The sequence below is a fragment of the Undibacterium sp. TJN19 genome (assembly GCF_049339485.1).
GTDB lineage: Bacteria > Pseudomonadota > Gammaproteobacteria > Burkholderiales > Burkholderiaceae_D > Undibacterium.
This window is the reverse complement of the sequence record NZ_JBMPPL010000004.1, coordinates 146,109-165,926: the sequence shown is the minus strand read 5'-3', so window position 1 is coordinate 165,926 and position 19,818 is coordinate 146,109. Positions and strand designations below refer to the sequence as shown.

Below are 19,818 nucleotides of genomic sequence, written 5' to 3'. Positions count from 1 at the left end.
ATTAGCGGCGATTGTACATGCTCGAACCAGGTTTATGCAGCACTAGGCAAGCTGCCAGGCAAAATAACCAGTCTTTGTGCCACTTCCTTGCGATAACGGTTCAAGTCTTGCACCGTCTCGAAAGTGCGCTCAAACAGCAGCGACATATTGTGCAGGATACGGTCAACAACTTTCTTTTCCCAGATGCCGTCGAATTTGATCTGACCATCGAGCCAGCGCTCCAGCCAGTCAGGGTCAGGCAAACGTGATTGTATGGTGTCGTTAGGGAACAGGTTCTGGTTCACATGCAGATTGGTCGGGTGCAATGGTTTTTCAGTACGTCTGGCTGACGCCATCAGGACACCTATCTTGGAAAAAGCCGCACGCGCCACATCACCCATTTCTGCCAGCGATTTCTTCATGTAACGCAGGTAAGCGCCGCCATGACGTGCTTCATCCTGGCTGATGATTTTGTAGATATGCTTGATGACAGGCTCAGTATGCCAGTCCGCGGCGCAGCGATACCAGTGATTCAGGCGTATTTCACCGCAGAAATGCAGCATCAGGGTTTCCAGCGGTGGTGCCGGATCGAACTCGAAGCGTACATTATCGAGTTCTTTTTCAGTCGGCACCAACTCAGGCTGGAAGCGGCGCAGGTATTCCATCAATACCAGGGAATGTTTTTGTTCTTCAAAAAACCAGATCGACATGAAGGCTGAAAAATCACTGTCGCCACGGTTGTCACGCAAAAACATTTCTGTTGCAGGCAGCGCCGACCATTCAGTGATGGCATTCATCTTGATGGTTTGCGCCTGTTCTGGCGTCAGCTTGCTGGCGTCATATTGATCCCAGGGAATATCGGTTTCCATATTCCAGCGCACTTGTTCCAAAGACTTAAACAACTCAGGGTAAAGCATGATGAACCTCTGATAAAAATTGCAAAATTTAGAATCTTTTGCCTAATTTTACCAGAGAGATGTGACTACTTCACGACAGTACCCAGTTTGATGCGAAGATGTCACGCATCTTCACTGTCATTCACCGTCTTGCGCACCTCATCACGGTCCAGGCTAGGGGCAAACTGCTGTATGAATTCATAGGTATAGCTGCGCAAATACGCACCGCGCCGCACTGCCAGACGGGTGACATTTGAGGCAAACAGATGGCTTGCAGAAATAGTGCGCAAGCCGTGTGCTCTTTGCACTTCGATAGCCATTGATGCCACCAGGCCCACACCCAGACCCAGCGCCACGTATTGCTGGATCACATCAGAATCCATCGCTGTCAATACGATATCAGTACGCAAACCTGCCTGACGGAAAGCATCATCGATATGGCCACGGCCTGTGAAACCAACATCATAGGTAATCAGGGGGTAATTCGATAAATCTTCCAGTGTCAGCACGTCTTTGCGCAATAGTGGGTGATCTTCTGGCACGACCACAACGTGATTCCATTCATAGCAGGCGAACGACGCCAGATCCTTGAATTGTGACAAACCTTCAGTGGCGATGCCAATATCAGCCTTGCCGGACAAGACCCATTCAGCAATATGCTCAGGCGAACTTTGTTGCAGGGCGATGCGCACGTCAGGAAAAGCCTGACGGAAGACTTGCACTACTTTCGGCAAGACATAACGTGCCTGGGTATGCGTAGTAGCAATCGTCAGCGTACCCTTGCTCTGGTCAGAAAAATCCTCACCGGCCTGGCGCAGGTTTTCTGCTTCCAGCAACAGCCTTTCTATGATGGGCAGGATGTCACGGCCCGGGTCGGTCAGGCCTGTCAGACGCTTGCCGTTGCGCTCGAAAATATCGACACCCAATTCTTCTTCCAGTTCACGGATCTGACGGCTGACGCCAGGCTGGGAAGTAAACAGGACGTTGGCCACTTCAGTGAGGTTGTAACCGCGGCGCGAAGCTTCACGGATGGAGCGTAATTGCTGGAAGTTCATGATTATTCCTTTTTGTATTCTTTATAATTATTGTGCATCGACAAACACATGCAGGCGTTTGGGGCGTACCACCAAAGCTTCGCCCACTTTCAATCTAAGCTGTTCGTAACGCTCGGTGGAAATCATGGCTTCGACCAGTTCACCATTGTCATCGCGTTCCAGTTCCAGCTGGGCCAGCGGGCCTATGCTGTGCACACGGCGCAATTGCACCAGCAAGCCTGTGGCACCGGGCGAATACCGGTCAATTTCGAGCTCATGCGGGCGCACATAACCTGTGCCAAAGGCATCGCGGGTTTCTGCATGACCGGGCGCTTCAAAGGCAACTCCATCCGCATCAAGCATGCCTTCATGGATGCGGCCACGGAACAGATTTACATTGCCCAGGAAGCCATACACAAACGGTGTCGCCGGATGGTGATAGACCTCGGCCGGTGCACCTACCTGTTCCACCTTGCCATGATTCATCAATACGATTCTGTCAGCCACTTCCAGTGCTTCTTCCTGGTCATGGGTAACAAAAATACTGGTGACATGCAATTCATCATGCAGGCGGCGCAACCAGCGGCGCAATTCCTTGCGTACCTTGGCGTCAAGCGCACCAAAGGGCTCGTCGAGCAGCAGCACACGCGGCTCTACTGCCAAGGCACGTGCCAGGGCAATACGCTGGCGCTGTCCACCAGACAACTGTGGTGGATAACGGTCAGCCAGCCAGTCCAGTTGCACCAGCTCCAGCAGTTTGGTGACTTTCTCTTTGATCACGCTTTCAGACGGACGCAGATGACGCGGTTTGACGCGCAGGCCGAAGGCAATGTTTTCAAAGATGGTCATGTGTTTGAACAGCGCATAATGCTGGAACACAAAGCCCACCTGGCGTTCACGCACATGCTGGGCCGAGGCATCTTGCCCATCGAGCAAAACCTGGCCACTGTCAGCATATTCGAGACCGGCGATGATGCGCAGCAAGGTGGTTTTGCCACAACCCGAGGGGCCCAGCAAAGCCGTCAGCTCACCATTCGGGAAATCCAGCGATACCTGATCAAGGGCAGTGAAATTGCCAAAGCGTTTTTGTAATTGATTAACAGCGATACTCATGATGTGCTCCGTTTATCCTATCGTCTTATCATTCTTCAGGTGGCTGGCGATTTTCATTGGTGCGCCATTCAACCAGCGATTTCAGGGCCAGCGTGAGCAAGGCCAGCAAAGTCAGCAGGGATGCCACGGCGAAGGCAGCGGTGAAGTTATATTCGTTATATAAAATTTCCACCTGCAAGGGCATGGTATTGGTTTCGCCGCGTATATGGCCAGACACCACCGACACGGCACCAAACTCACCCATGGCACGGGCATTACATAAAATCACGCCATACAGCAAACCCCATTTGATATTGGGCAGGGTCACATACCAGAAAGTTTTCCAGCCTGATGCACCCAGCACCAGTGCGGCCTCTTCTTCTTCACTACCCTGTGCCTGCATCAGCGGTATCAGTTCACGCGCAACGAAAGGAAAAGTCACGAAAATGGTAGCAAGCACGATACCAGGTACGGCAAACAAAATCTTGATTTCATGCTCACGCAACCATTCGCCGAACCATCCTTGCGCACCAAACAGCAAGACATAGATCAAACCCGATATGACTGGCGACACAGAAAACGGCAGGTCAATCAGCGTCAGCAAAACATTCTTGCCGCGGAATTCAAATTTGGCGATGGTCCAGGCCGCCGCTACACCAAATACCAGATTCAGGGGAACAGCAATACCGGCCGCAATCAGGGTCAGCTTGATGGCTGACAGGGCATCAGGTTCTATGATGGCGGCCAGATAGACTTGCCAGCCCTTTTTTAAGGCTTCGGCAAATACCGCAGCCAGCGGGATGAACAGGAACAGCGTCAGAAAAACCAGTGCTACCAGTGACAATGTAATGCGTACCCATAAAGGTTCCACAGTCGCCGCCGGGGTGATCACCGGTTCATGGCGTCGCCCGACGATTGGCGTGTTGAGTGCAACGGCAGTCATTATTCTCTCCCCGCATTTTGCTTGCTGCGCGTCCATGCCTGCAGGCCATTAATTGCCAGCAGCAGGCTGAAAGACAGCAGCAGCATGACAACAGCGATGGCTGTGGCACCGGCATAGTCATATTGTTCAAGTTTGGTAATCATGAATAAGGGTGTAATTTCAGACACCATGGGCATATTGCCGGCAATGAAAATGACCGAGCCATATTCACCCGTAGCACGTGCGAATGCGAGTGCAAAACCGGTCAGCAGGGCCGGCAGGATACTGGGGAAGATGACGCGGGCAAAGGTCTGGAAATGACTGGCGCCCAGGCTGGCGGCGGCTTCTTCCAGTTCTTTTTCGGCTTCTTCCAGTACGGGCTGTACAGTGCGCACAACAAAGGGCAGACCAATAAACGTTAGTGCAACCAATATGCCGAGCGGGGTGTATGCCACCTTGACACCCAGAGGCGTCAATAATTTACCTAGCCAGCCATTCGGTGCATACAGAGTCGCCAGGGTAATACCGGCAACGGCAGTAGGCAGGGCAAAAGGCAGGTCGACAAGGGCATCAATCAGGCGTTTGCCAGGGAATTTATAACGCACCAGTACCCAGGCAACAATACCGCCAAACAGCACATTGATCAGGGCCCCCAGGAACGAGGCGCCAAAGGTCAGTTTATAAGAGGCAATCACCCTGTCCGATGTGACGGTATTCCAGAACGCTTCCCAGGTCATGGTGAAAGTTTTCAAAAACACCGCAGACAGCGGCAATAAGACGATCAGCCCCAGATAAAACAAGGTAAAACCCAAGGATAGATGAAACCCCGGTATCACTCTTCTTGCTGTTAATTTCTTGCCAAACAACTGTGCCATACGCAGCCTTTATTACAGATATGACTATGGAACAGTGATCTTGGCAGGAATTAGTTATATAGAAAACGAATTTTTTCTTATTCCTTAATGCGTTTTTCGCATATAGAATACAAACTAAGCATAGTAATTCGACACCAATTAGTAGGTGTAAGCCAGCACAGGCTGACGTTTTTGCTGATTCAGCAAATTGGCACGTGGCAAATCAAACAAGAAACCTTGCACCAGATACGGGCTGGCGGTTTGGTTGGCAGCCCGCAGATTCAGCAAACTCTTCTGGTTTTCTATACGTCGGAAAATGATATGGCAATTGCCTCGCTCGGCCTGTTCCAGCAGGCGAACTTGCGCGTGTGCATCATTGGCCAGGCTGATATCAACCTTGATACTGGAAGGCCGTATGCGTTCCAGCATGTCACTGGCCTGTTCCAGGCTGCTGGCGTGCAGGCCGATGCGAAAGCCGTTACGCCGGTAATTTTCTGCCACATGGGTCAATACCCAGCGCTGGCTGGCGCTGATCAATGGCAATTGCAGCACGACTTGCTGGTGCGGCACTTCGAGCAGATCCAGTATGCGGCGAAAAGCCATGCCATGATTGCCTTCGACCGCCGCCAGCAAACGGCTGTGTACGCTCAGGTATAAATCCAGATTGACCGATTCTGGCTGGCGGTAGAAATTCAGGGTATGCAATAAGCGGCACAGCCTGTCCAGTTCCACCGACTCATCGTCATTGGCGGCATTTTCCAGTAGCTTCCAGATACTCAGGCCCTGGTCATCTGCTGCATAACTGCGCGCATAGGCTTCATAGGCAACAATGCGCTCATCGTCACCAGATCGTATGGCCTGGAAAGCCGTACTAAGGGTGGAGTTGAAATAGCGCCCACGTGCACGGCCCTGTTCATCCAGCCACAGATTGCTGCTGGCGAGCGAACTGTGCAGGCGGCTCAGGTAGTTTTGCAATGCAGGATAGTGCATGGTTTTCCTCACTTCGTCATCGACGCTGTAACGAAATCGGCCTGGCCTTGCCAAGCTGATTGCGCAACAGTTTCTGTCTGACCTTGATTTATAACTTGGCGATGGAAACTTCGGTCGCCTTGACCAGGGCCACCACTTCCGAGCCGATGACCAGATTCAAGTCCTTGATGGAACGTGTGGTGATGACAGAAGTAACGATACCAGCCGGTGTTTCGACATCGACTTCAGAGACCACTGAACCCTCGATGATGGCCTTGATTTTGCCGCGGAACTGATTGCGGACATTGATTGCCTGTATGCTCATGATGCTTCCTTAAAATATGAAATATAAAAAAACCGGGGGTAATCAAATTGCCCAGGCCACCTGGTTGACAGTGCGTTGCAAGGACACGTCTCCCGGTTCCCTGTCTACTTCACTATCCTGTGTCACCGAAGGGCGTTTCAAGACCCTCGTCAGAATGCGTTCCTCGAGTGCGGCGAAGGCAGGATTGCCCCGTGCGCGAGGACGTGGCAGATCAACCTGTACATCCAGCGTAATCTGTCCCTCTTCAATGAGAATGACGCGGTCAGCAAGGGCGACAGCTTCCTGCACATCATGCGTCACCAGTACGGCAGTAAAACCGCGTTGCTGCCATAATTCTTCGATCAGGCTTTGCATTTCTATGCGCGTCAGTGCATCGAGTGCACCCAGTGGTTCATCCAGCAGCAGTAAAGCAGGTTCATGCACCAGAGCCCTGGCCAGCGCAACGCGCTGACGCTGGCCACCTGACAATACAGATGGCCACTCGTCAGCGCGCTCTGCCAGTGCCACCTTTTCCAGCGCCTGCCTGGCTTTGCGCTTGTCACTGCCCTGCCCCAGCGCAACATTGTCGATGACTGACTTCCACGGTAACAAGCGCGAATCCTGGAACATCACGCGGGTTTCTATCGGCTTGCCGCCAGCATCAAATTCCAGACTGCCGCTGTCGGCTTTTTCCAGCCCGGCAATCAGGCGCAGCAAAGTACTTTTACCGCAACCACTACGGCCAATGACTGCGACAAATTCACCCGCCTCGACTTGCAGGTTCAGTGACTTCAATACCTGCCGTCCCTGATAAGATTTTTGCACGCTGCGCAAATCCACGGATGCGCCTTTGCCATCTTCAACGGCCTGATTCCATTCGCCAACAGTGGTGTTATCCCAGCCGTCATCGAGCTCATTACGCAGTGCCGCTATCTCTGCCACGGCACTCAGGGGAAATTCAGTAAACTGTCGCATCATGTTGCCCTCCTTTGATAACCAGGATGCCAGCGCAGGCAATAATGCTCGACAGCCCGCGACAAGACATCGGCCAGTTTGCCCAGCAGCGCGTATAACAAGATGCCCACCAGCACCACATCGGTTTGTAAAAATTCACGCGCATTCATGGTCATGTAACCAATACCTGCCTGGGCAGAGATTGTCTCTGCCACGATCAGCAATACCCAGACCAGGCCCAGTGAAAAGCGTACGCCTACCAGGATAGACGGTAATGCCCCAGGCAAGATCACATCACGATAAAGTGCCCAGCCTGACAAGCCGTAACTGCGCGCCATTTCTATCAAACCCTTGTCAACTGAGCGTATGCCATGAAAGGTATTCAGATACACGGGGAAAAACACGCCCACCGATACCAGAAACAATTTGGCCGACTCATCAATCCCGAACCACAGTATGACCAGGGGAATCAGTGCCAGTGCCGGGATATTCCTGACCATTTGCAGTGTGGTATCAAGCAGGGTTTCAGCAAAGCGGAAACTGCCTGTCAGCAAACCCAATAACAAACCCAGGCCACCGCCCACAGCAAAACCTGAAATCGCCCGCCACAGACTGGTCTTGGCATGCACCCAGATTTCACCTGAAACTGTCAGCTTCCAGAATGCCTGGGCGACTGCCCATGGTTCTGGCAGGATACGGCTTGACAACCAGCCTGTCTGGGCAGCGATCTGCCAAAAAATGATCAATGCAGCAGGTACCGCCCAGGGCAAGAATTTTTTCAGCAATTGCAAGCCTGCACGACGGATAACCGTGGCTGTGATGAAGCTGTTGAAATGATCTGGCTGACTGCCACGGCTGGCGACAAATTCGCCAGCCAGTTCGCTGACTTCAGTGATAAGCGGTCCCATGTTGCCCTCCTAACTTTGTGACACCTTCGGTGTGATACCGTTTGCCATGATCTCGCCAAACGGCCCGGTCAAACTGGCTTCGACACCAGGCACCGATTTGCCTATCAGCGGGAATACCAGTTCCGAAAAACGGTAAGACTCTTCCAGATGCGGATAGCCTGAGAAAATAAAGGTATCAATACCGAGGTCGGCATATTCCTTGATGCGGGCTGCCACGGTTTCCGGGTCGCCAACCAGGGCCGTCCCTGCACCGCCGCGTACCAGGCCCACACCAGCCCACAGATTAGGCGACACTTCCAGCTTGTCGCGCTTGCCACCATGCAGGGCCACCATACGCCGCTGGCCGACTGAATCCATCTTGGCAAAAGCTTTCTGGGCGCGGGCGATCACTTCATCATCGACATAACGTATCAGGTCTTCTGCTGCTTTCCAGGCTTCATCATTGGTTTCGCGCACGATGACATGCAGGCGTATGCCAAAGCGCAATGTCCGCCCACGCCTGGCAGCACGGGCACGCATGTCGGCGATCTTGGCGGCAACGGCTGCCGGTGGTTCGCCCCAGGTCAGGTAGACATCGACCTGGTCTGCCGCCAGTTCATGTGCCGGTTCTGAAGAACCACCAAAATACAGAGGGGGATAAGGTTTTTGCACCGCCGGGTACAGGGTCTTTGCACCTTTGACAGTCAAGTGCTTGCCTTCAAAATCATAGCCTGCATCACCGCCTTCGCCTGATAGCGAAGCACGCCAGATACGCAAGAATTCTTCAGTGATTTCATAGCGTTTTTCATGATCGGCAAAGACACCGTCCGCTTCCAGTTCACCCTGGTCGCCGCCAGTGACAACATTGATCAGCAAACGACCTTTGGACAAGCGGTCAAAAGTGGCTGCCATGCGCACCGACAAACCCGGGCTGCTCAAGCCAGGGCGTATCGCCACCAGGAATTTAAGATTGGTAGTCGCGCCGATGAGGCTGGAAGCCACGACCCAGGCGTCTTCGCAAGAACGTCCGGTAGGTAACAATACACCGTCATAACCCTGGGTATCTGCGGCAACAGCGATCTGGCGCAGGTAATCGTAATTGACCTGGCGCGCACCCTGGCTGGTGCCCAGATAACGGCTGTCACCATGCGTAGGGATAAACCAGAAAATATTTAAGCTCATCATTTCTCCTTGCTAAGTCATGTTGTCAATTCACGCTACAGTTTGCTGCCCGGTGGCAGCCACACTGCATCCCTGATAGAGACGGATTTTGGTATCAGTTTCTGTTGATAGAAATTGTCTGCAACCCTTTGCTGTTCATCGATAATGCTCTGCGTCAGGTAGACCACTGGCGAGCGCGGCCTGCGTTCGAGGAAGCTGGCGATGGTAGGCTTATCCAGCCCCGTGCTGGCAGCGATAACGGCAATCGCTTCTTCGCGGTTTTTTTGTACAAAGGTGTCGCTGCGTGTCAGTTCTTCAAACAGCAGTTGTATGATTTTTGGGTATCTATCGGCAAAGCTGCGGGCAGACAAATAATGCGAAAGATTATTGACCAGGCCCTTGCCAGTCGCCAGTACACGTACCTGGGTGTTTTGTTCTATCGCGGCCCAGTAGGGGTCCCAGATTGCCCAGACATCAACGCTGCCACGCTCAAACGCAGCACGCGCATCGGCAGGTGCGAGATAAATCGGCGTGATGTCTGCCCATTGCAAACCTGCCTGCTGGATAGCGCGCAATACATGGTAGTGCGCGCTGGAACCTTTCTGGAAAGCGATCTTCTTGCCCTTCAGGTCGGTCAGGGTTTTGATGCTGGATTCCGGTTTTACCAGAATTGCACTGACACCGGGTTTGGCCGGCTCAGCACCAACGTAGACGAGATTACTGCCCGCCGCCTGCGCAAACACTGGTGGCGGTTCACCGGTGGTGGCAAAGTCTATGCTGCCTGCTGATAAAGCCTCCAGCATTTGCGGGCCGGCGGTGAATTCAAACCAGCTGATTTTCACGCCTTTCAGTTGCTGTTCCAGTGCCTGCCTGTGTTTCAGTAAAGTCAGGTTCACCGAGCTTTTCTGAAAACCTATCCTCAGTTCTTTTGGCAAGTCATTCGTCGCTGGCGCAGCCGTGGTGACCATGCTGACTGAGGAGGAAAGAACCGCCAGGGCAAACCCCAGGAATCGACGACGGACAGAAGAGAAATTCATCTGTGGCCTCAAAGCTTTAGCGAAAATACCGCGTCCCTGATATTGATACGCTTGGGTATCAACTTCAGGTCGGCAAAAGTGTCGGCAATGTTTTGCTGTTCCTTGATAACGGCTTCCGACAAGGGCTTCACGCCAAAACCAAAACGTCCTGTCGACAACTCAACGATGCTGGTATCCAGCCCGATTTGGGCAGACAATATATTGGTGACTTCTTTCAGGTTTTTGGTACTCCAGTCATCCAGCTTGACCAGTTCTTCTAGTGCAATGCGTAATACTTCCGGATTCTTTTGCGTGTAGGGACGAGCAGCCAGATAAAATTGATGATTGCTGACAGCGCCCTTGCCATCGACCAGTACCCGCGCACCCAATTGCTTTTCGGCAGCCGCCAGGAATGGGTCCCAGATTGCCCAGGCATCGACACTGCCACGCTCAAAAGCAGCACGGGCATCGGCCGGTGGCAAGAAGACGACTTCGACATCTTTATAGGCCAGGCCTGCTTTTTCCAATACTTTCACCAGCAGGTAATGTACGTTCGAACCTTTGTTCAAAACGATTTTTTTACCTTTGAGGTCGGCAGCTGTTTTGAGGGTGGAGTTTTTCGGCACGATGACAGCTTCACCGGCAGGTGCGGGCGGCTCGTTACCGACATACAATAAATCCGCGCCGGCAGCCTGGGCAAAAATCGGTGGTGCTTCGCCAGTGGTACCAAAATCTATGCTGCCTACATTCAGACCCTCGAGTAATTGCGGGCCCGCTGGAAATTCTGTCCATTTCACTTCCACACCCAAAGCTGCCAGACGTTTGTCGAGCGCGCCAGTACCCTTCAACAAGGTCAGCGTGCCATATTTCTGATAACCGATACGAAATGCACCGGGAGTAATGGCGGGCCTGGCTTGCGCAAACGCTTTCGGCAACACCACGCTCAATGCGGCGGCGGTCAATGCAGATAATTTCGTCAGTGCACGTCGCCTGGCTGTACGTTTTTTATTGACACCATCATTGCTACTCATGATTTACTTCCTATAAATTTTGACAAAAGTCCGCCCCTGCCGCTTTAAGAGGCATATTCGGGAGTTCAGAGTGATGCTTAAAAAAATGCGCCTGGGTTCAGCGCATGCGGGAATACAGTTTCAACAATGTGCTACGCTTAGTACTGGTGCCTTGCTGGGCTGTGGCCTGCGCAACCCGTGCAGGCTGTCAAGCAATAAGCTTGTCGCATCCTGTATGCGTTTTTGTATCGCGCCATCAATTTGCAGACCATGCAAATCAGTCCAGACCACCTGGGCATCAGTGGCGTAAATACCCGGCAAAACATGGCGCGCCGACAGGGATGCCAATACCGGGCGCAAGCCATAATCTATTGCCAGCATATGTGACTGGCTGCCACCCGTTGCCAGTGGCAGGATGATTTTTCCATCCAGACCATCTTGCGGCAGAATGTCGAGAAAGCTTTTCAATAAGCCGCTATACGCAGCCTTGTAGATGGGGGTAGCAACCACGATCACATCGGCCTGTGCCACCAGTGCCTTGGCGGCTTGCAATTCAGGGTCAGAAAAATCAGCATGTAGCAGGGCTTGCGCTGGCAAGTCCCTGACATGCAGGCTCAGCGTTTGCTGCCCCAGTTGATGAAGTTTCTCACCTACCGCATGCAACAACCTGGCAGAGCGAGAGGGCGAAGATGGGCTTCCTGAGAGCAGCAATACGGTCATGATCGTGTCTTTCCATTCATTTCTGGCTGTACTTATTTTTTGCCTGGCTGATAGATCTGGTCAAAAATACCGCCATCAGCAAAATGTTCTTTTTGCGCTTTTGTCCAGCCGCCGAAAGTATCGTCAATATTGAACAATTTCACTTTGGGGAACTGCGCTGCGTATTTTTTCGAGGCTTTTTCCGTGGTCGGGCGATAGTAATTCTTGGCGATAATGTCCTGGCCTTCATCTGTGTACAGATAGTTCAGGTAGGCTTCTGCCACTTTGCGGGTGCCGCGGCGGTCAACCACCTTGTCAACGATAGAAACAGAAGGCTCCGCCAGGATACTGGTAGACGGGGCAACGATTTCTACCTTGTCCGGACCCAGCTCCTTGATTGCCAGCAGGGCTTCGTTTTCCCAGGCCAGCAACACATCACCAATGCCGCGTTCAACAAAGGTGGTGGTTGCGCCACGTGCACCAGAATCCAGCACAGGCACGTTTTTATACAGTTTGGCCAGGAACTCTTTGGCAGTCGCTTCATTGCCACCTGGTTGTTTCAGTGCATAACCCCAGGCGGCCAGATGATTCCAGCGTGCACCGCCCGATGTTTTTGGATTAGGTGTGATAACCGCTACACCTGGCTTGACGACGTCTGCCCAGTCCTTGATGCCTTTGGGATTGCCCTTGCGTACTAGAAATACGATGGTGGAAGAGTAAGGGGACGCATTATGTGGCAAGCGTTTTTGCCAAGCTTTGTCGAGCAGGTTTTTTTCGGCCAGTGCATCGGTATCATATGCCAGTGCCAAGGTGACGACATCGGCATCGAGGCCATCGATGACCGCGCGCGCCTGCTTGCCTGAACCACCATGCGACTGCTTGATGGTGACATTGTCGCCTGTCTTGGCTTTCCATTGCTTGGCAAATGCCTGGTTGACGTCCTGATACAGTTCACGGGTAGGATCATACGATACGTTGAGCAGGGTGATATCGGCTGCATGTGCGGTTGCTAGCGTACCGGCAAATGCCAGGGAAGCAGCGAGAAGCAATTTCTTGATATTCATCTATACATCCTGAAAAGTAATAATTTTTATGAGGAGTAGAGAATAGAACGCGGCCTTATAAATTAAAACGAAGAGTTTCGATGTTTTATATATGTTTTACGCATAAGTAAAATGCAGGGACTGAATGCAATACATTTTTATTAAAAACACATGATTGCGTTTTTAATATTGGGCCGACTATACTTTTTCCTCTTTAAATGAACGGATATTGTGTCGGCACGCATGTTAAATCTACATATTTTTTTATGTCTGGGCTAAGATGAGCTTCTATTGTTCAGGAGTTCATCATGTTGCGACGCACCCCGATTCAACTTGCCGTATTTCTTGGCCTGGTCACTTGTTCAGCAGGCGCATGGGCCGATAGCACAGACGCCTGCCCGGCTGTACTCAACCACAAGTTCAAGCGTTTGCAGGATGATACGCCGCAAGATCTTTGCCAGTACAAGGGCAAGGTTGCCCTTGTGGTCAACACAGCCAGTTATTGCGGCTTCACCAGCCAATATGAAGGGCTGGAAGCGATGTATGCCAAATACAGCGAAAAAGGGCTGGTGGTATTGGGTTTTCCGTCCAATGATTTTGGCAAGCAGGAGCCGGGTAATGACAAGCAGATCGCTGATTTCTGCTTCAATACCTATGGCGTGAAATTTCCCATGTTCAGCAAGTCATCGGTGATGGGCAAAGACGTCAACCCGCTGCATGCACAATTGATCAAGGCAACAGGCACAACGCCAAAATGGAATTTCTATAAATACCTGATAGACCGCAAGGGCAATGTGGTCGCGGCCTATTCCAGCGTCACCACACCGGACGATAAGAAACTGGTGGCCGATGTAGAAAAAGCGCTGGCACAATAATTTGCAGGCTTATTTTTGCACCGGCATGGCAGGCATATAGCCTAGCTGGTGCGACAATAATGTCGCACTGGCACGCAAGGCACCGGCGATTTCACCATCCCAGTCGGTATCAAAACTACCTCTTGTACCCGTCGCCGTAATCACCAGGCTTAGTGCATGCGCATGGTTAAACACTGGCGCACTGAGCGCGTTGATGCCAGGTATGGGCAAACCCTGAGCCCTTGCCAAACCTTGTTCGCGCACTTCCAGCAATACCGCAGCAAGGTCTTTTTGCGTATATTGCGCACCCGCCTGGCCTATCACCATTTCATCCTTCAATTCCCTGGCAATATACTTGTCCACCAGCTTTTCTGGCAAAAAAGCAGAAAACACCAGACCTGTGGCAGTACCGAGCATGGACATGACCGACCCCGCATGCATGTTGACATGAATGGGTCGCGTTGATTCTGCAATATAGATCACCGTGGGGCCATGACTGCCCCAGACTGCGAGGGCCACGGTCTGGTCTATGCTGGCAGCCAGCCGCGTGACTTCGGGTATGGCCAGTTTGACCGGGGTAATCTGTTGCAGGCTGACCAGGCCCATTTGCAGGGCGAAAGGCCCAAGCTGATACATGCCGGTAGCGCCATCCTGCTCCACCAGACCCAGTTTGCCGAAACTGACCAGATAGGCATGCGCCTTCGATGCGGGCATGCCGCTTTCTCTCGCTAGGTCACCGAGTGACATCGCCCTACCAGAGGTCACCATGGCATTCAATAACAGGCCACCGACTTCGATGGCACCGATGCCGCGTCTTTCTTTGGCTTTCTTGGTCTTGTCAGTCATTTGCAACTCTCCGGTATCTTTTACAACGGCACTTAATTTTACTATTAACAAATGCATTTACAAATAACGAATTTATGACTATGCTTATCTGGCTTGATTTGCGCAATTTTTGGGCAGATCATAAGAATGCATTAAAAATCAAATAATAAGCAAAATAACAAGCAGATAGTAAAACAGCAGCAATGTTGAAGGATAAACAATGAGCACTACAAAAAAATTCGCCTCCCACGCTGATCTGGAAGAAAAGAAAGTCAGCTTCCAGCAATTGTCTGAGCATGCCTATGCGTATACAGCAGAAGGCGACCCAAATACCGGCATCATCATCGGTGACGATGCCGTCATGGTCATCGACACGCAAGCCACGCCTGTCATGGCGCAAGATGTAGTGCGCCGCATACGCGAAATCACGGACAAGCCTATCAAATACGTTGTAATGTCGCATTACCATGCCGTGCGGGTACTGGGTGCCAGCGGCTATGTGGCGCAAGGCCTGGAGCACATCATTGCCAGCCGCGATACCTATGACCTGATTGTCGAGCGTGGCGAAGCGGATATGAAAAGCGAGATAGGCCGCTTCCCGCGCCTGTTCCAGGCAGTCGAAAGTGTGCCTGGCCTGACATGGCCAACGATGACCTTCAAGGGTGAAATGTCCTTATGGCTGGGCAAGCTCGAAGTCAGGATCATGCAGGTAGGGCGTGGCCATACCAAGGGTGACACCATCGTCTGGCTGCCTTCGGAAAAAGTCCTGTTCTCTGGCGACCTGGTAGAGTTTGGGGCGACACCCTATGCTGGTGATGCTTATTATTCTGACTGGCCACAAACCCTCAGCAATCTCGAAGCCTTCCAGGCTGAAAAACTGGTACCCGGCCGCGGTGCCGCACTGACATCCCCGGAACTGGTAGCAGCGGGCCTGACCGAAACCCGCTCTTTCATCAGCGACCTGTATGCCAGCGTCCAGGCGGGCCAACAACAGCAACATGACTTGAATACCATATATAAAAATACCTATGCGGCGCTGAAGCCTAAATATGGTCACTGGGTCATCTTTGATCACTGCCTGCCGTTTGACGTGACACGCGCTTTTGACGAAGCATCAGGGCATGTTGACCCACGTGTGTGGACCGCTGAGCGTGACGTTGAGATGTGGAAGAGCCTGGAAGGTTGATTTGACTGAAAGGTATCGCCGCACGGAACGCACCTATGGAGCCAGGTTTTGCTTAGCACTTATCAATATCAAAAGTTCTCTTACCAGACACCGCCGGAATTGCAATCCAGAGAAATCAAGCGGCGCAAGGTGGTCATTATTGGTGCCGGACCAGTCGGGTTGGCGGCAGCAATAGATTGCCAATTGCAGGGGCTGGATGTGCTGCTCATCGACGATGACGATACCGTGTCAGTCGGCTCGCGCGGTCTGTGTTACGCCAAGCGCACGCTGGAGATACTTGACCGGCTGGGCGTCGGTGATGCCGTGGTTGGCAAAGGGGTTGAGTGGAATGTAGGCCGCACCTTCTTTCGCAAGGATGAGGTGTTCAATTTCAATCTCTTGCCAGCGCCAGACCACAAGCGCCCCGGCATGGTGAATTTGCAGCAATACTATCTCGAAGATTTTCTCGTGCGGCGTGCCACGGAACTGGGCGTGGAACTACGCTGGAAAAACAGGGTCACAGGTGCAGAACAAAACCATGACTTTTGCACGCTGACGATAGAAACTGCTGATGGCAGTTATCAATTACAGGCTGAATGGCTGATCGCCTGTGACGGCGCACGCAGCCCGGTCAGGCAGATGCTGGGGCTGGAAGTCGAAGGCAAGGTGTTCATGGACCGCTTTCTGATTGCTGACGTCATCATGAAAGCAGATTTTCCGGCAGAGCGCTGGTTCTGGTTTGACCCGCCATTTCACCCCAACCAATCGGTACTGCTGCACCGCGAAGCCGACAATGTCTGGCGCATTGATTTCCAGCTAGGCTGGGATGCTGATCCGGTAGAAGAACGCAAGCCAGAGAACGTCATCCCACGCATCCAGGCCATGCTGGGCGACGACAGGGAATTCGAACTCGAATGGGTCAGCGTATACACCTTCCAGTGTCGTCGTATGGAAAAATTCCGCCATGGTCGCGTGTTGTTTGCCGGTGACGCCGCCCATCAAGTATCGCCCTTTGGTGCCCGTGGTGCCAATTCCGGCATACAGGATGCCGACAACCTGGTCTGGAAACTGAAGCTGGTCACCGATGGCAAAGCCAGCACGGCATTGCTGGACAGTTATTCGGAAGAGCGGGTGTTTGCCGCCGATGAAAACCTCTTGAATTCCACCCGCTCTACCGATTTCATCACACCTAAAAGCACGGTCAGCAAATGCTTTCGCAATGCCGTACTTGAGTTGGCACAGCAACATCCGTTTGCACGCAAACTGGTGAATTCAGGACGCTTGTCCGTACCCACGGTATTACATACTTCGCGTTTGAATACGCCAGACACGGATACCTTTGCCGGCAGCCTGCAAGCCGGTGCACCGATGGAAGACGGGCCAGTTATCTGTAATGGCAAGGCTGGCTATCTGCTGGATTTTTTACAGCACCAGTTTTATGGTCTGTATTTTTGCGATGATGTGGCGCATCTATCCGAACAGCTGCTGCAAGATTTTGCAGCGCTGGAAAAACAAGTCATTCCTGTTCACACCATCATCATTGCCACAGGCCTTAGCGGCCAGGAAAATCTACCGGTGCTGCATGACGTGAAGGGTTTGCTGGTACAGCGTTACGATGCGCATAATGGCAGTTATTATCTGGCACGCCCCGATCAGCACCTCGCTGCACGCTGGCGTGAATTTAATCTGACAAGAGTTAAAGCTGGCTTGCGTCGCGCCATTGCTGATGCACCGGTGGCAGATACCTCATCTTAAGGACAATCATGCAACTCAATCTGCAAGCCAATTTCCACCATGCAGCGCAGCCCAGCCTGCGCGATTATTCGGCGGGCGATGATTTCTACCAGATGCTGATCGATGCCCACCGCGATTTAAACGAGGCAGACAGTGCCGCACTGAACGCCAAACTGATCTTGCTGCTGGCAAATCATATCGGGGATATCGAGGTATTGAAACAGGCTTTAAGCCTGGCTGGCAGCAGCACCCAAGCCATTTAAAGCGCCCTGGCCTGGTCAGACAAAAATCCGCCTATGGTCGCATGCACCATGGAATCAACAATTTGCTCATGCGTGAGGCGCTTGTCGCGCAGCAGGAATTCCATCGTCGGGTCACAGGCGCGTGAATACAGCGTATATACCAAGACATCATCCGGCACTTGCGGCGTCAAAGCACCCTGCTCGCGCGCCTTGCCCACCAGCGCATAGAAACGTTTGTTGACGCGCAAAGCCACCATCACATAATCAAGATTGAGCATCAGGCTGCGCTGCAATGCCAGGCTGGTCGATGGCAGATGCGGAACACCACCTTGCAGTCGCAATCGCAGTGACCACGCCAGGACGTGCCTGATCTTGTCGATCGCCCGCATATCTTCTGCCAATGTATCAAGCTCTGCCAGCGTTGCTTTCAGCAAGCGCGTCAAGGCGGCGGCGGCCAGTTTCTCTTTGGAAGAAAAGTGCTTGTACAGGCTGCCTTTGGCAATACCTACCGCGTCGGCCACATCATCCATGGTCATCAGGTCATATCCCTTTTCTGACAAAAGACGGTTGACCGCGTCAATGATGGCTTCTTCCCGCGCATCAAACTGTTGTTTTTTAAAGGGAATTCTGATTTCCATAATTTTTTCTGTACAAATAAAAACTTTGTAGTATATTTTGTGACTGATCAGTCACAAATTGAAATTGATAGTCACATTCTAGCCCAGGTAAGGCATCGAAACTAACTATTTCACTGTGAATTTGCAAAAAAATCAGGGCTGGTGCTGAATCCAAAGCTGGCTTGAATACGTATTTATGTAAGAGAGCGTCAAATTGTTTGTCGCGACCTATTTTATAAACTTAACAATACCTGCCCATGAAAATCGCCGTCATCGGTTCCGGCATCTCCGGTCTGTCTTGTGCTTATGATTTGTCCCGGGCTGGCCACGAGGTCAGCCTGTTTGAAGCCAATGATTATTTTGGCGGACATACCCATACTATTGACGTGACACTGGAAGGCCAGACTTATGGCGTTGATACCGGTTTCCTGGTATTCAACAACAAGACCTACCCCAACCTGGTCAAGCTGTTCAGGCAACTGGATATCGCTACCGTAGCAACCGATATGTCTTTCTCGGTAAAAATGCCGATAGGTCAATCTGGCAAGCGTGTGATGGAATGGGCCGGTGCCAATCTGGATACAGTCTTCGCACAGCGGCGTAATCTGTTCAGCCCAGCATTCATACGCATGTTGCGCGACATCCTTCGTTTCAATAAGCAAACGACCGCACTGGCAAATTCGCAGGCACACAAGGATTTCCAGCAAGCACTGGGCAGTTTTCTTGACCAACATCATTACAGCAAAGAATTTCGCCAGTGGTATTTATTGCCCATGGCTGCCTGCATCTGGTCGTGCCCGACAGAAACCATGATGGCATTTCCGCTATCGTCTTTCGTCAATTTCTGCCATAACCACGGGCTCTTACAAGTCAATGACAGGCCGCAATGGCAAACCGTCAAGGGAGGCGCAAGGCAATATGTCGAAAAGATATTGCCACTGATCGCGCATACCTATCTGAACACGCCAGTATTGACCGTGCGGGAGAAATCGCGCGGAGTAATCGAAATCCAGACTGCACAAGGTGCACAAAATTTTGAACACGTGGTACTTGCTACGCACAGCGACCAGAGCCTCAAGTTGCTGGCTGACTCCACCACTGCTGAACGCCACCTGCTGTCAGCAGTCACTTATCAGCCGAACCGTGCGGTGCTGCATACCGATGCCAGCTTCCTGCCAGTCAATAAAAAAGCCTGGTCAGCATGGAATTATCAAAGTGAAAGTGGTAATGAGGCCCGCGTCTGCGTGCACTACCTGATCAATCAGTTACAACCCCTGCCATTCCAGACGCCAGTCATCGTGACTTTGAACCCGATAGAGGAGGCTTCACCAGAGAGCGTGATCGCCAGTTTTGATTATGCGCATCCGGTGTTTGATGCCAATGCCGTCAGAGCACAAACGCAACTGGCGAATATCCAGGGCAGGCGCAATATCTGGTTTGCCGGTGCCTGGACAGGCTACGGCTTCCACGAGGATGGCTTGAAGTCAGGCATGCGCGTTGCCGAAAGCATACTGGCCTGTGCAGACGCCAAACAAGAACAAAGAATCAGAGCCGCCTGACA

At 52.1% G+C, this 19,818-nt stretch carries 21 protein-coding genes; 5 read left to right on the top strand and 16 right to left on the bottom strand.

What is annotated here, in order from left to right; all coding sequences use genetic code 11:
• Positions 1-32: 32 nt before the first annotated feature.
• From ACO0LH_RS14245 to ACO0LH_RS14180, 14 genes are all read right to left on the bottom strand, one after another.
• On the bottom strand, positions 33-896 hold the full coding sequence (locus tag ACO0LH_RS14245) for a ferritin-like domain-containing protein (protein WP_422941765.1): 864 nt from the start codon (positions 894-896) through the stop codon (positions 33-35).
• A 101-nt stretch (positions 897-997) separates the two neighbouring features.
• Positions 998-1,930 carry a CysB family HTH-type transcriptional regulator gene (locus tag ACO0LH_RS14240; RefSeq protein WP_422941764.1) on the bottom strand — a complete coding sequence of 311 codons (933 nt, stop codon included), beginning with the start codon at positions 1,928-1,930 and terminating at the stop codon, positions 998-1,000.
• A 27-nt stretch (positions 1,931-1,957) separates the two neighbouring features.
• Positions 1,958-3,022: a sulfate/molybdate ABC transporter ATP-binding protein gene (locus ACO0LH_RS14235; RefSeq protein ID WP_422941763.1), complete on the bottom strand. Its 1,065-nt coding sequence runs from the start codon at positions 3,020-3,022 to the stop codon at positions 1,958-1,960.
• A 28-nt stretch (positions 3,023-3,050) separates the two neighbouring features.
• The gene (cysW, locus tag ACO0LH_RS14230) at positions 3,051-3,944 is read right to left on the bottom strand and encodes a sulfate ABC transporter permease subunit CysW (protein ID WP_422941762.1); all 894 of its coding nucleotides are present in this window, start codon (positions 3,942-3,944) and stop codon (positions 3,051-3,053) included.
• On the bottom strand, positions 3,944-4,798 hold the full coding sequence (cysT, locus tag ACO0LH_RS14225) for a sulfate ABC transporter permease subunit CysT (protein WP_422941761.1): 855 nt from the start codon (positions 4,796-4,798) through the stop codon (positions 3,944-3,946). Before cysT ends, cysW begins: the two co-directional genes overlap by 1 nt.
• Positions 4,799-4,936: 138 nt before the next feature.
• Positions 4,937-5,767 carry an EAL domain-containing protein gene (locus ACO0LH_RS14220; RefSeq protein ID WP_422941760.1) on the bottom strand — a complete coding sequence of 277 codons (831 nt, stop codon included), beginning with the start codon at positions 5,765-5,767 and terminating at the stop codon, positions 4,937-4,939.
• Positions 5,768-5,855: 88 nt separating this feature from the next.
• The gene (locus tag ACO0LH_RS14215; RefSeq protein WP_110256421.1) at positions 5,856-6,071 is read right to left on the bottom strand and encodes a TOBE domain-containing protein; all 216 of its coding nucleotides are present in this window, start codon (positions 6,069-6,071) and stop codon (positions 5,856-5,858) included.
• A gap of 42 nt (positions 6,072-6,113) precedes the next feature.
• Positions 6,114-7,028, bottom strand: coding sequence for an ATP-binding cassette domain-containing protein (locus tag ACO0LH_RS14210; RefSeq protein WP_422941759.1), 915 nt, complete (start codon positions 7,026-7,028; stop codon positions 6,114-6,116).
• Positions 7,025-7,912 carry an aliphatic sulfonate ABC transporter permease SsuC gene (gene ssuC / locus ACO0LH_RS14205; protein ID WP_422941758.1) on the bottom strand — a complete coding sequence of 296 codons (888 nt, stop codon included), beginning with the start codon at positions 7,910-7,912 and terminating at the stop codon, positions 7,025-7,027. Before ssuC ends, ACO0LH_RS14210 begins: the two co-directional genes overlap by 4 nt.
• 9 nt (positions 7,913-7,921) lie before the next feature.
• Positions 7,922-9,073: an FMNH2-dependent alkanesulfonate monooxygenase gene (gene ssuD / locus ACO0LH_RS14200; RefSeq protein ID WP_422941757.1), complete on the bottom strand. Its 1,152-nt coding sequence runs from the start codon at positions 9,071-9,073 to the stop codon at positions 7,922-7,924.
• Between the two features lie 35 nt (positions 9,074-9,108).
• A complete protein-coding gene (locus tag ACO0LH_RS14195; protein WP_422941756.1) occupies positions 9,109-10,089 on the bottom strand; it encodes a sulfonate ABC transporter substrate-binding protein in 981 nt (326 codons plus the stop codon).
• Between the two features lie 8 nt (positions 10,090-10,097).
• On the bottom strand, positions 10,098-11,099 hold the full coding sequence (locus tag ACO0LH_RS14190) for a sulfonate ABC transporter substrate-binding protein (protein WP_422941755.1): 1,002 nt from the start codon (positions 11,097-11,099) through the stop codon (positions 10,098-10,100).
• A gap of 120 nt (positions 11,100-11,219) precedes the next feature.
• On the bottom strand, positions 11,220-11,798 hold the full coding sequence (gene ssuE, locus ACO0LH_RS14185) for an NADPH-dependent FMN reductase (protein WP_422941754.1): 579 nt from the start codon (positions 11,796-11,798) through the stop codon (positions 11,220-11,222).
• 32 nt (positions 11,799-11,830) lie between these two features.
• Positions 11,831-12,841: a sulfate ABC transporter substrate-binding protein gene (locus ACO0LH_RS14180; protein ID WP_422941753.1), complete on the bottom strand. Its 1,011-nt coding sequence runs from the start codon at positions 12,839-12,841 to the stop codon at positions 11,831-11,833.
• A gap of 287 nt (positions 12,842-13,128) precedes the next feature.
• Here ACO0LH_RS14180 and ACO0LH_RS14175 point away from each other — a divergent pair, with 287 nt between their 5' ends.
• On the top strand, positions 13,129-13,695 hold the full coding sequence (locus ACO0LH_RS14175; protein WP_422941752.1) for a glutathione peroxidase: 567 nt from the start codon (positions 13,129-13,131) through the stop codon (positions 13,693-13,695).
• Between the two features lie 9 nt (positions 13,696-13,704).
• On the opposite strand, the gene ACO0LH_RS14170 is transcribed toward ACO0LH_RS14175, so the two are convergent.
• Positions 13,705-14,520: an IclR family transcriptional regulator gene (locus ACO0LH_RS14170; RefSeq protein ID WP_422941751.1), complete on the bottom strand. Its 816-nt coding sequence runs from the start codon at positions 14,518-14,520 to the stop codon at positions 13,705-13,707.
• A 199-nt stretch (positions 14,521-14,719) separates the two neighbouring features.
• Between ACO0LH_RS14170 and ACO0LH_RS14165 the strand changes: the two genes are divergently transcribed.
• From ACO0LH_RS14165 to ACO0LH_RS14155, 3 genes are read left to right on the top strand one after another with little or no spacing between them, the layout of a single operon-like run.
• Positions 14,720-15,685 carry an MBL fold metallo-hydrolase gene (locus ACO0LH_RS14165; RefSeq protein WP_422941750.1) on the top strand — a complete coding sequence of 322 codons (966 nt, stop codon included), beginning with the start codon at positions 14,720-14,722 and terminating at the stop codon, positions 15,683-15,685.
• A 48-nt stretch (positions 15,686-15,733) separates the two neighbouring features.
• A complete protein-coding gene (locus ACO0LH_RS14160) occupies positions 15,734-17,419 on the top strand; it encodes an FAD-dependent oxidoreductase (RefSeq protein ID WP_422941749.1) in 1,686 nt (561 codons plus the stop codon).
• 8 nt (positions 17,420-17,427) lie between these two features.
• Entirely contained in the window at positions 17,428-17,661 is a 234-nt protein-coding gene (locus ACO0LH_RS14155; RefSeq protein ID WP_422941748.1) for a DUF2783 domain-containing protein, read from the top strand.
• Here the strand turns inward: ACO0LH_RS14155 and ACO0LH_RS14150 are convergent.
• On the bottom strand, positions 17,658-18,278 hold the full coding sequence (locus ACO0LH_RS14150; RefSeq protein ID WP_422941747.1) for a TetR/AcrR family transcriptional regulator: 621 nt from the start codon (positions 18,276-18,278) through the stop codon (positions 17,658-17,660). The two genes, ACO0LH_RS14155 and ACO0LH_RS14150, sit on opposite strands and share 4 nt — an antisense overlap.
• A gap of 236 nt (positions 18,279-18,514) precedes the next feature.
• Between ACO0LH_RS14150 and ACO0LH_RS14145 the strand changes: the two genes are divergently transcribed.
• Positions 18,515-19,816 (top strand): NAD(P)/FAD-dependent oxidoreductase, encoded by a 1,302-nt coding sequence (locus tag ACO0LH_RS14145; RefSeq protein ID WP_422941746.1) that lies wholly within the window; start codon positions 18,515-18,517, stop codon positions 19,814-19,816.
• Positions 19,817-19,818 lie beyond the last annotated feature (2 nt).

Excerpts from the sequence above, each read along its gene's own strand:
- ACO0LH_RS14245 (WP_422941765.1), bottom strand. The coding sequence starts at position 896 with ATGCTTTACCCTGAGTTGTTTAAGTCTTTGGAACAAGTGCGCTGGAAT.
- ACO0LH_RS14240 (WP_422941764.1), bottom strand. The coding sequence starts at position 1,930 with ATGAACTTCCAGCAATTACGCTCCATCCGTGAAGCTTCGCGCCGCGGT.
- ACO0LH_RS14235 (WP_422941763.1), bottom strand. The coding sequence starts at position 3,022 with ATGAGTATCGCTGTTAATCAATTACAAAAACGCTTTGGCAATTTCACT.
- cysW (WP_422941762.1), bottom strand. The coding sequence starts at position 3,944 with ATGACTGCCGTTGCACTCAACACGCCAATCGTCGGGCGACGCCATGAA.
- cysT (WP_422941761.1), bottom strand. The coding sequence starts at position 4,798 with ATGGCACAGTTGTTTGGCAAGAAATTAACAGCAAGAAGAGTGATACCG.
- ACO0LH_RS14220 (WP_422941760.1), bottom strand. The coding sequence starts at position 5,767 with ATGCACTATCCTGCATTGCAAAACTACCTGAGCCGCCTGCACAGTTCG.
- ACO0LH_RS14215 (WP_110256421.1), bottom strand. The coding sequence starts at position 6,071 with ATGAGCATACAGGCAATCAATGTCCGCAATCAGTTCCGCGGCAAAATC.
- ACO0LH_RS14210 (WP_422941759.1), bottom strand. The coding sequence starts at position 7,028 with ATGATGCGACAGTTTACTGAATTTCCCCTGAGTGCCGTGGCAGAGATA.
- ssuC (WP_422941758.1), bottom strand. The coding sequence starts at position 7,912 with ATGGGACCGCTTATCACTGAAGTCAGCGAACTGGCTGGCGAATTTGTC.
- ssuD (WP_422941757.1), bottom strand. The coding sequence starts at position 9,073 with ATGAGCTTAAATATTTTCTGGTTTATCCCTACGCATGGTGACAGCCGT.
- ACO0LH_RS14195 (WP_422941756.1), bottom strand. The coding sequence starts at position 10,089 with ATGAATTTCTCTTCTGTCCGTCGTCGATTCCTGGGGTTTGCCCTGGCG.
- ACO0LH_RS14190 (WP_422941755.1), bottom strand. The coding sequence starts at position 11,099 with ATGAGTAGCAATGATGGTGTCAATAAAAAACGTACAGCCAGGCGACGT.
- ssuE (WP_422941754.1), bottom strand. The coding sequence starts at position 11,798 with ATGACCGTATTGCTGCTCTCAGGAAGCCCATCTTCGCCCTCTCGCTCT.
- ACO0LH_RS14180 (WP_422941753.1), bottom strand. The coding sequence starts at position 12,841 with ATGAATATCAAGAAATTGCTTCTCGCTGCTTCCCTGGCATTTGCCGGT.
- ACO0LH_RS14175 (WP_422941752.1), top strand. The coding sequence starts at position 13,129 with ATGTTGCGACGCACCCCGATTCAACTTGCCGTATTTCTTGGCCTGGTC.
- ACO0LH_RS14170 (WP_422941751.1), bottom strand. The coding sequence starts at position 14,520 with ATGACTGACAAGACCAAGAAAGCCAAAGAAAGACGCGGCATCGGTGCC.
- ACO0LH_RS14165 (WP_422941750.1), top strand. The coding sequence starts at position 14,720 with ATGAGCACTACAAAAAAATTCGCCTCCCACGCTGATCTGGAAGAAAAG.
- ACO0LH_RS14155 (WP_422941748.1), top strand. The coding sequence starts at position 17,428 with ATGCAACTCAATCTGCAAGCCAATTTCCACCATGCAGCGCAGCCCAGC.
- ACO0LH_RS14150 (WP_422941747.1), bottom strand. The coding sequence starts at position 18,278 with ATGGAAATCAGAATTCCCTTTAAAAAACAACAGTTTGATGCGCGGGAA.
- ACO0LH_RS14145 (WP_422941746.1), top strand. The coding sequence starts at position 18,515 with ATGAAAATCGCCGTCATCGGTTCCGGCATCTCCGGTCTGTCTTGTGCT.